Below are 14,205 nucleotides of genomic sequence, written 5' to 3'. Positions count from 1 at the left end.
TAATAATTTTATCGGACAGCTAAAGGCACATCCGCAACTAAACCAATTTCTTCATCGGTTAAATAACATGCAGGATCAGGCTCCCATATATCACCATGGACTGACTCTGCACGTGCCCTGAAATTACCACCACAGATATCAAGCCACTTACACTTGGAACATCTGCCGGTAACATAGTTCTTTTTCTCTTTCAGTTTCATTAGAAGTTCATTTGATTTATCTTCCCAGATTTCGCCGAATTTTCGTTCACGCACATTGCCGAAAGTATGCTCTCTCCAGAATTGGTCAGCATGTACGGCACCATCCCAGCTTACACAGGCAAGACCGTGTCCGGAACTGTTCCCCTCGTTCCACTTTAACAGTTCAAGTACCTCTGCCGCTCGTTTTGGGTCTTCTTTAAGTAATCTCTGATATATATATGGGCCATCAGCATGATTATCCACAGTTAAAACTTCCAATGGATTTCCACGATCGTGAGCGGCCTTTGTTTTGTCAATAATGAGGTCAACAACTTTACGGGTTTCCTCATGTGTAAGATCCTCTTCCATCAACCTGGATCCTCTTCCGGAATAAACTAAATGGTAAAAACAAACCCTTGGGATTTTCTCTCTTTCAATCAGTTCAAATATTCCCGGGATGTCCTGCGCATTTCTCTTATTAATAGTGAAACGAAGCCCCACTTTAATACCTAACTTCAGGCAGTTTCTAATTCCCATCAAAGCATCATCAAATGCACCTTCAATACCACGGAATTTGTCATTGGTTTCCTTTAAGCCGTCAAGACTGATACCAACATAAGAAAGTCCGAACTTTTTTAATTCTTCCCCCTTCTCTTCAGTAATCATCGTCCCGTTTGTACTTATAACTGCCCTTAACCCTTTTTCTTTGGCATACGCAATCAACTCCATCAAATCATCTCTCATCAATGGTTCACCGCCTGAAAAGAGAATTACTGGAGCGCCATATTCCGCAAGGCCGTCAATCATATCCTTTGCTTCTTTTGTTGTCAGTTCACCTGAATATTCAATATCTTTAGATTGAGAGTAGCAATGTACGCATTTAAGATTACATCTCTGCCCCACATTCCATACTACTACAGGTTTTTTATCTTTGGAAAATTGTAAAAGATGCGAAGGCAATTTACCTGAATCCCTTCCATATCTAATTGCGTCGGAAGGCTCGACCGTGCCACAATACAACTTTGAAATACCAATCATTTTGTCACCTCATAACTAATATATTTAAACTACTAAATCTTTTTCTAGTCCATTATCTTACATTGTTTTATACTTTGAGTCAATCTGTTTCATTTTTCGTCTGCTGTCTTCCTGGCTATCGCCTGCTCAATCTCTTCCAGTAATTCCGGCTTGCTTTCAATAAATTTCTTGGTATTCTCTCTTCCCTGTCCCAGTCGTATCTCTCCATATGAGAACCATGTACCACTTTTTTCCACAACCTGCGCTTCTACACCAAGATCAACAATATCACCAGACCTGGAAATACCCTGGTTGAACATTATGTCAAATTCTGCCTTCTTAAATGGCGCAGCCACTTTGTTTTTTGCTATTTTAGCCCTCACTCTGTTTCCAATAACCTTCTCGCCATCTTTAATGCTGCCAATCCTTCTAATATCAACCCTGACGGAGGAGTAGAATTTCAGCGCTCTTCCACCGGGAGTTGTCTCCGGGTTACCGAACATCACACCAATCTTTTCACGGATCTGGTTGATAAATATAAGACATGTCTTTGATTTAGAGATCACAGATGTAAGTTTTCTGAGCGCTTGTGACATTAATCTGGCCTGTAACGCAACATGTGAGTCGCCCATCTGCCCCTCAAGTTCAGCCTTTGGAACGAGGGCGGCTACAGAGTCGACAACAATTACATCAATTGCGTTACTTCTTGTTAAAAGCTCTGCTATTTCCAACGCCTGCTCTCCGGTATCCGGCTGATTAACCAACAGAGTATCCAGGTTTACACCGAGTCTTTTTGCGTAGTCGGGATCAAGGGCGTGTTCAACATCGATAAAAGCAGCGGTACCTCCTTGTTTTTGCGCATTGGCAACGATGTGAAGGGTCAGAGTGGTTTTCCCTGAGGATTCAGGCCCAAAAACTTCCACTACCCTTCCACGCGGCATTCCACCTACGCCGAGGGCCATATCCAGAGAGAGCGAACCGGTTGATATTACAGGCACATCTAGCTTCTGGTCTTCTCCCAGACGCATTATTGATCCTTTACCAAACTGTCTTTCAATCTGTGACACTGCTCTTTCCAGAGCTTGATCTTTTTTACTTGCCTCTGGTTTACCTTTTTCAGCACTTTCCGGTTTTTGTGACTTTACCATCAATTATTCCCCTTAGTAATTATTGTTTTTCTTCACTGGTTTCTTTCTCTTCGCTAACCTCTTTCCCATCTATTGCCATATCTTTAATTTCTTGTGGAAATAGAGGGATTACGTTTTTTGTACCTTTATCGAGATTTTTCGCAACCAGTGAATTATCAATTGTTTTCCTCGTCTGGTCGTTCCCCCAAAATGAGACCCCTGCAATAATCACACAGCATGTAATTACTGTCTTTGTAAACGAAATTCCTCCTCCAATAAGCCTTCCGCTCATTCCAAATTTTCTTTTTGTAAGAAATTTACGGAACAGGTTCCCGACTGCATATGTTACGACCAGAGTAATACCAAAGATAACCGCATATCCTAATATACCGGAAACCTTCGGACTGAATATTTCTTTTATGATACCGCTGAGTAGTTTATGGAGAAAAAGGGCTACGGTGATAGAAAGGACAACAGAAGTGATTCGATAAATCTGCCAGAGAGGACCTGTAATTATACCAAACAGAGTCCCCATTGCCAGAACTCCGATCAATGTGAAATCCAGCCAGTTCATAATTTTGAAATAGTAATAATATGCTTAATGAAAGTTTTATTTAAAAATACCTTTAAAGAGCTTATCTACTGCCTCCTCTAAGACATTCTCCTCTTTTTTCTTTACCGGTTGTGACTCTTCCTCTGCAGTGTCTGTTTTTTCCAGCGAACCTGAACTTTTGGTTTGAGGTTTTGAGTCTCCGGAACTTCCTAATATTCCCTGCAGAATATTACCAATTTCTTGTGGCTTTGGCCATTTAAAAGAAAGTTTCGGTTTGTCTATTGTCCCTGTGACTACTATTGGCAACTTTGAACCCTGGCTTAAAACCCCTATTATTTTTTTGCCATCGCGACCAGCATGCTTGCTCAGCACCTTGGCATCCGCGGAATATTCTATTCGACCGTCAAATGAAGTCCACCCTGACAAACCGATGTTAAATTCCTTGCCGTTGACGCTGATATCATCGTTTGATATCTTACTGTCACTAATAACAAACCTGGTAGTGATCTTATCAAATTCATATTCACTGCCCTTGCCTAATGCCTTAAGGATTTTGGATGTCACCTTGCCACCCCTTACGTAACCATCTTTAATCTCAATCTCTCCATCGCCATCAAGACTCTTACTCAAATCATCCTGCCAGTCCAATCCAGTCCCGGTTGCGCTGAACTGCATATTCAGTTTTCCCGACAACTTGCCTTCCGGTGCAGAAAGGATGGGAACTATGTATGCCAATAAGTCCATATTTTGATTAATATTTGCATCAGACAACTTCATTTCGAAATTTAAGGGCGGCTTCTCCTCCTTAAGGTTTGCCCTTGCCAATACCGCACACAGGCCATCGTTCAGCTTAAACGTGAAATCCTTTGTTGTAAAAAACCCATCATCCATGGAAAGCCCTACCTTAAAGTCTACTATTTCATACGCCCCGTATATAATTTTATCCATAGACATATTGCTATCGAAGTCCATCTGTTCATATATATTCTCATTTACCTGTGGTAATAGTTTCCCATTCATATCTAAATCAACAACACCTTTGCCTGCCATATTCATATCCACAGGAAACATCCCGGCAAACTTTTCGGTTATTTTGTCTAAATCCATTTTCATGGAAAGCCTGTAATCAATATTCATCTCCTTACTTAAACCTGCGATCCCTCCTTTTGATTCCATTTTGAGAAACTCAGACTCAATATTCATTTTCTCAATATTCACTGAGTCGTCTTTAATCTTATAGTCCAGTGTGTGTAAAAGTTTAAGGCTGAGACCGGATATTGCCCTATCCTTAAGAGGCCCCCCGGTCGCATTTACACTGTCCAATGTAGTTGTTCCATCCAGTTTTATCCCCTCTTCGATGTAACCGTTTGCTCTGATTTCTGCATCAATCCGTCCATCAAGACTCAACCCTTCAGGCAGTGATATAATGCCAGGGAAACTCTGCGTGAGTCGTTCAATATTACTCGACAGAAGCATGTTTAAATTTATCTCTTCGTTATTGGTTACCGTACCGGAAGTCTGTATTTCAGCAAAACCAGTTTTTATATTGAGGTCCTTTAATTCAAGGTAACTATTTTGTAGATCGTAAACCATATCATGGTTAATAGTTATTTGCGGCTCTTTAACCGAACCAATTTCCACCATCTTTACAGAAAGATTATTCAGATCTGTTTTGCCGTTCACTTTCACAATATTTTGATCCCCTTTAAGGTTTATGTCTGACTGCAGCCTTCCTGCCATCTCCGTTTCATCAGGCAGCAACCCACCAACCTGTTCCATTAGTTTTGCAAGGTCAAGACCCAGGGATATCTTAAAATTCATATTTCTTGTACTCTTTAGTTCTGTTACAAAACCGGCCAGAAACATCTCCAGAAAAGGTGATTCAATACCGATTTTGTATATGTTAATTTTCTCGCCTTGTATGTCTATGTCTGCCTTCTGTGTCAGTTTGATACTTTGTTGCTGAATAGGGTTCTTTTCAAATGGCCCGCCTGAAACACTGAGGTTTGTAATTTCGGTACTCCCATTTACATCTATCACCTTTTCCAGCTGCCCTTCGGCCACTAACTTTGAGTTGATCGACCCTTTCACCTGCATGCCCTTAGGCAGCCCCAGCATTCCTGCAAGATTTTCTGTAAGCTTTTCCAGGTCTACGTTCATTGAAAAATCAAGACCTGAACCACCTTCACCCTGAAACTTTGACATATCAAAGTCGGTCGTTATAAGGGCAAAACCGGTTTTCATGTTAAATGCTCCTTTTGAGTTTCCAGGATCAATTTTTCCGTCTTTTGCCATGGAAACATCAAATATAATATCTGCGTGTTCTACCCCACCCTTTGCTTCAATATCGAAAGCACTCTTCAACGCAATCGGCTTTCTCAGAGAATCAACATTAACAGTAGTACTAAAATTCTTTATGAGTGTTTCTTCCTGTAACTGGTGATCAATGAAGGTAAATCTGCCATTACTGATCTCCGCTTTAATTTTAAGATCAGACAAAAAAGCCGGAATAACCAATGGTGAAAGCTCCTGCTTTCTACCTGGTGTACTGACTACATCAGGGACAGTTTTTTCAACTATTGCGGGTGTGGCATCAGGCGCTACAGGTGTAATTTTGTCTTCGAAATTAAACACACCATCCTTGTCTTTCTGTATGACAATTTCCGGGCTGTCAATTATCAAATTATTTATTCTGATTTGCTTACTAATAAGCGGAATAAAGTCAATATTACAGATTATCCTTTTTACCCTCACAAACTCATCTCCCTGCAGATCTTCTCTCTCTCTGATATGAATATTTTTTATATCCAGGCCGTTTGACCAACTCATACTGATATCATCAATCTGTACTTTACGATCCAAGCCTGTTTCCAGGCTATTAATAATTTTATTTTTCACCAAGCCCGAGGAGACAATGGCAGGGATTAGTGATACCAGGATGATTAGCACGCCAATTATACCGCCAATAGATACACCAACTATCATTGGCCATCTTTTGTTATTTATTTTCTGCATTTTTTCTGGTTATGGAGGGTTTAAGAAATCATGTTATAAAAATTACCAAAAACTCTGTGTTGTTTGTAGTGGTAAATAATTGTTGAAAACTAACTTGCATTGACACGCAACTATGAAGATTTATACAGTTTGTAGTGTATTTTAGGAAATATATAATGTCAAGGTAATTCCAATGATTATCACTTCTTACAAAAAATTTGATTATTCTGGCAATGTTTATTTAAAAAACTGGAATCTTTAACTTGAACAGTAAGTTGAATTTGTAACAGGAATCCGTTAGTTGTAAATTTCTAGAAGTAATTTATATAAACATTTACGCCAAAATCAGATAATTAAGTAGGGCCAAGAACATGAGTCTTTGCTAAAAAACATACATTTATTACCGATAATTGGCAAATAGATTAAGTCTGTTTTTGGCACTCATATTGCGTTAAATATCTACAATTTGTGTACCTATTATCAAATACCTCTTTATTGTATAGGCAATTGTGATGCGATTTTAGACCAGAAATTAGCTCGTAGTAAATTTTACCAGATGTTACGCATAAAGAAAAATGTCCAATTATATACCCATTGATTCAAGTAGTTTAAAGGCTAATACAAAAATTGGCTGCAATCTACACTTGCTTGTAAATACAGGTGCAGATAGTCGATACATCCTGTATTGCAAAGGGGACACTGTCTTTGAGAATACTAAAAGAGAATTGCTGGTGGAAAAGAATATCAACAGGCTTTTCATTGCAAAAGATGACCAGCAGAAATATTACAAATACCTGGAATCTAATTTTCAGAATATCATGTCTGATACAAAAATTTCTGCTGATGAAAAAACAAGGATTGTGCACAGTGCTGCAACCAACCTTGTAAAAGATCTCTTTGAGGACCCAAGAAGCGGAAATGTAGAAAGAACTAAAACGTTTGCTTATAACATGGTTGATTATGTTTTGAAAGACAGTTATGCTGCGCAGAAACTACTCAGGATAGCAGTACATGAATATTACACCTACACTCATTCCGTAAACGTAGCAGCCGTAGGGATTTTGTTTGCGAAAGACATAGGCATGAAAGATAACGATATGAAGGGCCTCTGCTCAGGTGTACTTTTGCATGATGTTGGCAAGACAAAGATCAGTACTGATATTCTTAATAAAAAGGGGAAATTAACAGCAGAAGAATTTAAGGAGATAAAGAGGCACCCCGAATTAGGAGTAGCAATCTTAGATGAAACAGGTACGGAGATCAAAGAAGAACGCATAATAACCATACAACATCATGAAAATGATGATGGGTCCGGATATCCATATGGACTAAAAAAAGACGAGATTAGCCTTTTCGGTAAAATTGCACGCATAATAGATGTATACGACGCTTTAACAACGAAAAGATCATACGCGGATGCAATCAGACCGTTTGCCGCCCTTGTGGAGATGAAAGAAAACATGTTTTATTGCTTTGACAAGGAGCTACTGAAAGAGTTTATACGATTTTTAGGACCGTACGATCCACGCAAGAACCCAAGAGTAAACGACAAATCAGGTATGTAAAAACATAGGCATAGCGAATAATTTAATGTTTAAAATATAACAAATGGCTGATTATCTACCCGTTAATTCAAACAGTTTAAGATCCGATACAACCATTGGGTGTGACCTTTATCTACGGATAAAAACAAAGTTTGAAAATCGATATGTTTTGTATTGTAAAGATGATATCGTATTTGGGGACAACAAAAAAGGAATGCTGTGCGAGAAAAATATCAGTAGACTATTTATTAAGAAGGACGACCAGCAGAAATATTATGAATATCTGGAAAATAATTTCCAGGAAATCATAACTGATGTAAGGATCCCTCCCAGTCAACGAACAAAAATTGTACATAGCGCTGCCACAAATCTGGTCAAAGATCTCTTCAATGATCCAAGAGCCGGAAATATCGAAAGGACAAAGACATTTGCTTACAACATGGTTGACTATATTCTTCAGGAAGGCAGAGCCGCACGCAGCCTGCTTAACATTGCAATTCATGAATATTACACCTATACACATTCAGTTAATGTCGCCGCCGTAGGGACTCTATTTGCCAAGGAACTTGGTTTTAAAAACGAAGACTTAAAGCACTTCTGTTCAGGTATTCTCCTGCATGATATCGGCAAGACCAGGATCAGCACTGATATCCTTAATAAAAAAGGTAAATTGACAAAAGAAGAATATGAAAAGATTAAAAAGCATCCGGAAACGGGTGTAGAAATTTTAAAGGAAACAGGAAATGGATTTACCGATGAATATTTAATAACGTTACAACACCATGAGAACTATGATGGAACAGGTTACCCACATGGGCTTGGCAAAGATGAAATCCATCATACCGGTAAAATTGCCCGTATTATAGATGTATACGACGCATTGACAACAACCAGATCATATGCTCAGGCAAAAAGACCGTTTGCCGCACTTGTAGAGATGAAAGAAAAGATGATTAACTGTTTCGACAAAGAGCTCTTTGTCGAATTTATACGCTTTTCAGGACCTTACGATCAGCGCGCAAAGCAACGAAAAAATAACAAGGTGCATTAAGGGAAATGAGTATTCATACCTGAATTTACCATACTATTTTATTTGCTTTTTTACATTGATAGAGTTACATTTAACCATCTTTAACGGCAGACAATGGATAGAGAAAGCTAAAACTATTCCGGTACAGTTATCACCTGCTTGTTTTGAAAAAAATGTTTCTGAATCATGTACAATAGAGACTCTATTTGTTACCGCATGCCTGCTGAATGGGAGCCACATAAAGCAACATGGCTGACCTGGCCTCACAACTATACGGACTGGCCTGGTAAAATGTCAGCCGTACAGAAGATTTATGCAATACTGACTCAAAAACTTGCCGTATTTGAAGAAGTTTCCATCCTGGTAAATTCTGAAAAACATGAAATGAGGGCAAGGAGATTCCTGAAACAGGCCAAGGCAAATCTCGCAAATATACATTTTCATCACATATTAACAAATAGGAGTTGGATTCGTGATTATGGTCCAACGTTTGTGATGGACAACCGAACTAAAAGAGAACGAAAGAGGATTATTCGCTTTAGATTTAACGGCTGGGCCCGATACCCTGCTCATGAAAAGGACAATAGTGTACCCTTAGAACTTGCCCAACGGTTAAACCTGAAAACTATCCCAGTAAAGTGGAAAAAAAAACCACTGGTTCTGGAAGGAGGAAGTATAGATGTAAACGGATCCGGCACATTAATTACAACGGAAGAGTGTCTACTGGACCGGAAGATACAATCACGTAATCCAGGCATTACCAAAAGTGAGCTGGAAAAGGTGTTCAGGAGGCACCTCGGTATCACCAATGTTGTCTGGTTAAACCGGGGAATTGAAGGTGATGACACACATGGGCACGTGGATGATATCTGCCGATTTGTTGACAAACAAACGATGGTGCTGGCAATGGAGACCAGCTCATCTGATCCCAACACCCCAATTCTTTCTGAAAATCTGGAACGGTTGAAACAAGTCCGATTGGAAAATGGTTCAAAGCCTTCAGTAGTAACACTTCCCATGCCAAAACCGATCTATTACAAAAAGTTCAGGCTACCGGCAAGTTACGCAAATTTTTATATTGCGAACGAAACAGTTCTCGTCCCCACATTTGATGGTCCCGCAGATCACAAAGCGCTTGGAATACTTTCGGACCTCTTCCAGACTCGTAATGTGATCGGAATTCACGCACTTGATCTTCTTATCGGATTGGGAGGGTTTCACTGCATAACGCTCCAGGAGCCGGCTTAGTGTATAACCCGATAAACGATCCTCCTCAGTGCGCCATGGCACACCTTTGCGGTGGCACACTACTGTGCCATGGCGTACTTTCTCTAATAGCTCCTCAACCACCAACCACACTTTTATAAAAAAAATATTTCATGATAATTGTGTAAACACCAATTTGATAATGACTTAAAAAAAATATAATAATTTCTTTGAAGAGCATAATCTGCGATGTCTTCTTTGGCACATATTTTGTGAATATATAGAACTTCATTCATATGGAATATTGAAAACTGATTATATAAGAATTTTACATTGTACTCAAAAAACAAGCAGGGGCTTCAGTTTTGAAAATTATTGAACAACCTGTGAAAGAGTATAACTGACCCGCAAAATATATAATGCATGAGAAAAAAGAATAACCCATATTCACAACACGAAACTATTGAAAGACGTATCTTAGTAGTGCATGACAATAGCAAATCAGGAGATAGCCTGCTTAATATACTGCTTGATATCCTGAGTTCGCATGGTTATGTGGTTGAAACTTCGTATAATGCAAAAGATATCAGCAATAGGCTCCAGGTCTTTAACGCGCATCTGGTCCTTATAGATTTCCGTTTAGGAATGCCTGCCAGTATTAATTTGATTTCTGAACTTAAAACAACAAAACCTGAGATTCTCTGCATATTGATGTCATCTTATGCAGACCTGAACAAGGCTTTTCAGGTGCTTAAGGAGGGTGCTTATGACTATCTGCTAAAGCCTGTTGAAGCACCGGATCTTTTGTTAACTATAAACAGGTGCTTTGATAAGATTAATTTGGAAAACGAAAAATCTCTGGCACAAAAGTCCCTTAAAGAACAAACCGGTAAATTAATGGAAATGAGCACGAGGCTGGACTTGATGGCTGAGTCTGCAAAGGCAGTTACTTCTTATAACCATCAGGATAAACTCAGCAAACTCCTTCTTGAAAAATTTGCCAGAAACATAACTGCGGACGGAGGAAGCCTCTTCCTTCATAAGGAAAACAGACTAGAACTTGCCCACTCACTTGATCCGGGCCACGCACCCTCATCCATACTATTGCCACTCTCTGATGACAGCATTCTGGGTTATGTTATAAAAGAGCACAAACCTGTTCATATAATGAATATAAAAGAAGAAAGCAGGTTTAAAAGAAGTGGATGGGGAGGATATAATGACGATTCACTTATGGTATTTCCCCTTATAAGTGAAAAGCAGAAATTGATAGGCATATTTACGTTTCACAACAAAAGATGCCTGCCTTTTACAAAGCAGGATCTGGAAATCGGCCTGATCTTTACCTCCATATGTACAGGGGCTCTACTTACACTCCACGCAACAGAAGAGCTACAGAAAAATGAAAAACGTTTCAAGGCTATTGCCGAAGATCAGACTGAGTACATTGTCAGGTTTTTACCGGACGGTAAGCTTACCTTCGCTAACGACGCGTATTGCCGTTCTCTTGAACAATCTCGCGAAAAACTCATGGGGAGTAATTTTTTTATTTCAGTAATGCAGGAGGACTGTAAGCTGGTCTGGGACAAGATTAATTCGCTTACTTTCGATGATCCTATTGTAACCTACGAGCAGCGTATCGTTCTTTTTGACGGTACAATTTCCTGGCAACAATGGGTATGCCGGGCAATCTTTGATAATAACGGTCGATTAGACGAGTTTCAAGCAGTTGGTCAAGACATCTCTGAGCAAATAAAAATGAAGGAAGCGCTCTTGAAATCAGAAAAACTGAAATCCATTGGAGCAATAACCGCGGGGATTGTGCATGAATTTAATAATGTTCTTACAATCATCTCGGGCAATGCACAGTTGTTGGAGGACAGCTATAAAGAGGATGGTGAATTAACAGACAGGCTCCATACTATTAAGAAGGCAACTGATGATGGGTCTGAGATTTCCGGTAAGATGCTTAAATTTACTGGAAAATTTCAAGGTGACACAGAGTTTATATCTTATGATATAGGTGAGCTGATAGAACAATCAATCGATTTTACAATGCCCCGGTGGAAAAATATGGCACAGTCCAGAGGCATTGACTACTCCATGGATAGAAACGGAATGCTGAAGACACCTTCCATATTGTGTAATCCTACAGAATTAAGAGAAGTATTTATAAACATAATCAATAATGCCATGGATGCCATGCCTGATGGTGGCCAACTTTCATTTAGTACGTGGTGTGAACCGGAAACGGTATTTATTACTATTTCCGACACGGGTACAGGAATGCCTGAAGAGGTGAAGAAGAGGGTTTTCGAGCCATTTTTTACTACAAAGTCTGCAGCAGGGACCGGTTTGGGCATGAGCACTGCTTATGGAATAATGGCCAGACATGGAGGGATAATTGATGTCGAAAGTGAATTGGGGAAGGGTTGTACATTTACTTTGGAACTTCCGATAGCAGAGAAAACCGTCAATCCCACAAAACCGCCTATCTCAGAACAAAAAGTAAAAGGGAATGATTTGAGTGTTCTTGTTGTAGATGATGATGAGGACATATGCAGTATTCTGGACAATTTTCTTTCAAAAGCCGGTTACAAAGTTCTGACTGTCAACAATGGCGCAAATGCAATAAAACAGACAGAGAAAGAAGGATTTGACCTCGTTTTGTGTGACATGGCTATGCCGGAAATATTTGGATATGATGTAATCAGGGCTTTGAATACCTTAAATAAGAGGCCAAAGATAGGCATTATCACAGGATGTGGAGAAAAACTCAAACCTAAACTTGATAAGATCTGTAGAGTAGACTTTATTCTCAGAAAACCTTTTAATTTTTCAGATTTAACCAGGCAAATCAACGATGTAATTAACGCCGAACAATCTATATGCAGAGTTTAAAGTTTTCAAGTCGATTCGCTACATGTATTAGGCGTTTACAACCTGGCGCCGGACCTCTTTAGCAAGTACCTCACAAAGATTTCAACATTCATTCGTAATGAGGGGTATGGTGAACAGATTACCGTATCCATTTTTGAATAAACTCTTCCATTTGTGATTGCGATCTTCCCAGGATATCACACAGCTTTGATATGTCAGGAGAATACATCTTTGTAACTCTCGGCAAATTATGCTCATCAAGCCAATAAGAAAACAGGTATGCTTTCTACCTTATGCTAAGCGTAGTCAGGTGGTTAATCAGAGATACTGCAACTTCTTTTTCCTTGACTTCAATAATACATAGTTTTATCATCACAACTTATTCAATTCTTAAAACATAAAGCTATATCACATAGGATGAGGTGTATAAATTGTCTTGAATAAAGTTGTTCTTACAAAAGATAAATATATGAACTTTCTTACCACACATAGCTAAGCACGAATTATGACGCCCTTGTTTAATTTAAGTTTAAATTAACAGTTTCCACAATAAACTCTGATGTTAAATCAGGATTTCATGTTGAAGACAAAGAACATAAAATGTGTCCCGCAAAACCTTACAATCTCAAGGTTTCAATTTAACCTCTTAACACTTGAAGAGATACATTTGCCGTTATACAAAGGCTCTACACTTCGCGGCGGCTTTGGCCACGCCTTTAAGAGAGTGGTTTGTATCCAAAAGGGAAAGGAGTGTAATGACTGCATGGTAAAGGCCACGTGCGTCTACTCTTACATCTTTGAAACCTCTCCACCTGAAGAGACAGAGATCCTCAGACTGTATAAAAACGTTCCACACCCATTTGTGATAGAACCTGCGCTTACCTTACAACGTTTATTCAAAAAAGGTGAAGAGATAACGTTTGATCTTGTCCTTATCGGTAAAGCGATCCAATACCTTCCTTACTTTATCTACACCTTTGATGAACTCGGCAGAATAGGTATCGGGAAAGGAAAAGGTAAATTTCATCTCAAATCAGTAACGTCAGAGGTTGAAGGATCAGATCAAGAAGAGAGAAGTGAAGCTGCGATTAAGAATAGTATAATCTATTCCGGTGAGGAGAAAATTCTGCATAATCATTTCCGGGTTATGACGGCAAAGGACATTTCACCCCTGAACAATTCACTCTCTAAAATAACAATTGAATTTCTTACCCCCACCAGAATGGTATTTAAAGAAAGATTGGTTAAAGAGTTGGAATTCCATCACATGATAAGGACGCTCCTGAGACGAGTATCATCCCTCTCCTATTTCCATTGTGACGAGTTGCTTGATCTGGACTTCAAAGCACTCATAGAAAAGGCAGAGAGCATAACGTGTACAGAACGAAAAACAAGATGGTACGATTGGCAACGCTATTCGGCAAGGCAGGAGACAAGGATGAAGATGGGTGGGTTCATTGGCAAAACCGTTTTTGAAGGGGATATCGAAGAGGTTATGCCATTGGTAGCTCTTGGTGAGTATATCCATGTTGGAAAGGGTACGGTTTATGGGCTTGGGAAATATAAGGTTATAAATAACGATGATGCATTGAAAGCAGTTGTGTCTTTTAATTGATCATTACTTATTGTTAATTGGACATTACCTTTTAGGTCTAATCAATAAAGGCTTTCAGGG

The 14,205-nt window shown here is 39.3% G+C and carries 9 protein-coding genes; 5 read left to right on the top strand and 4 right to left on the bottom strand.

What is annotated here, in order from left to right; translation table 11 throughout:
* Nucleotides 1-8 precede the first annotated feature (8 nt).
* The 4 genes from ahbC to SCALIN_RS16470 all read right to left on the bottom strand — a co-directional run bounded on the left by ahbC (nucleotide 9) and on the right by SCALIN_RS16470 (nucleotide 5,891).
* On the bottom strand, nucleotides 9-1,217 hold the full coding sequence (gene ahbC, locus SCALIN_RS16485) for a 12,18-didecarboxysiroheme deacetylase (protein WP_096895542.1): 1,209 nt from the start codon (nucleotides 1,215-1,217) through the stop codon (nucleotides 9-11).
* 89 nt (nucleotides 1,218-1,306) lie between these two features.
* Nucleotides 1,307-2,344 (bottom strand): recombinase RecA, encoded by a 1,038-nt coding sequence (recA, locus tag SCALIN_RS16480; RefSeq protein ID WP_096895541.1) that lies wholly within the window; start codon nucleotides 2,342-2,344, stop codon nucleotides 1,307-1,309.
* 19 nt (nucleotides 2,345-2,363) lie between these two features.
* Nucleotides 2,364-2,897, bottom strand: coding sequence for a CvpA family protein (locus tag SCALIN_RS16475; protein ID WP_096895540.1), 534 nt, complete (start codon nucleotides 2,895-2,897; stop codon nucleotides 2,364-2,366).
* A 36-nt stretch (nucleotides 2,898-2,933) separates the two neighbouring features.
* On the bottom strand, nucleotides 2,934-5,891 hold the full coding sequence (locus tag SCALIN_RS16470) for an AsmA family protein (RefSeq protein ID WP_096895539.1): 2,958 nt from the start codon (nucleotides 5,889-5,891) through the stop codon (nucleotides 2,934-2,936).
* 554 nt (nucleotides 5,892-6,445) lie between these two features.
* On the opposite strand from SCALIN_RS16470, the gene SCALIN_RS16465 reads away from it, so the two are divergent.
* The 5 genes from SCALIN_RS16465 (at nucleotide 6,446) to cas6 (ending at nucleotide 14,145) form a co-directional block, all read left to right on the top strand.
* On the top strand, nucleotides 6,446-7,435 hold the full coding sequence (locus SCALIN_RS16465; protein WP_096895538.1) for an HD-GYP domain-containing protein: 990 nt from the start codon (nucleotides 6,446-6,448) through the stop codon (nucleotides 7,433-7,435).
* Between the two features lie 43 nt (nucleotides 7,436-7,478).
* Nucleotides 7,479-8,465: an HD-GYP domain-containing protein gene (locus SCALIN_RS16460; RefSeq protein WP_096895537.1), complete on the top strand. Its 987-nt coding sequence runs from the start codon at nucleotides 7,479-7,481 to the stop codon at nucleotides 8,463-8,465.
* Nucleotides 8,466-8,630: 165 nt separating this feature from the next.
* The gene (locus SCALIN_RS16455) at nucleotides 8,631-9,692 is read left to right on the top strand and encodes an agmatine deiminase family protein (RefSeq protein ID WP_096895536.1); all 1,062 of its coding nucleotides are present in this window, start codon (nucleotides 8,631-8,633) and stop codon (nucleotides 9,690-9,692) included.
* 381 nt (nucleotides 9,693-10,073) lie between these two features.
* Complete coding sequence (locus SCALIN_RS16450; RefSeq protein ID WP_096895535.1) at nucleotides 10,074-12,551, top strand: hybrid sensor histidine kinase/response regulator; 2,478 nt, start codon at nucleotides 10,074-10,076, stop codon at nucleotides 12,549-12,551.
* A 556-nt stretch (nucleotides 12,552-13,107) separates the two neighbouring features.
* Nucleotides 13,108-14,145, top strand: a complete 1,038-nt coding sequence (gene cas6 / locus SCALIN_RS16445) for a CRISPR system precrRNA processing endoribonuclease RAMP protein Cas6 (RefSeq protein WP_162532372.1) — start codon at nucleotides 13,108-13,110, stop codon at nucleotides 14,143-14,145.
* Nucleotides 14,146-14,205 lie beyond the last annotated feature (60 nt).

This window comes from Candidatus Scalindua japonica (genome assembly GCF_002443295.1).
In the GTDB taxonomy this organism is placed as follows: domain Bacteria; phylum Planctomycetota; class Brocadiia; order Brocadiales; family Scalinduaceae; genus Scalindua; species Scalindua japonica.
The sequence above is the reverse complement of the archived record's forward strand: the minus strand, read 5'-3'. Positions and strand labels throughout refer to the sequence as shown.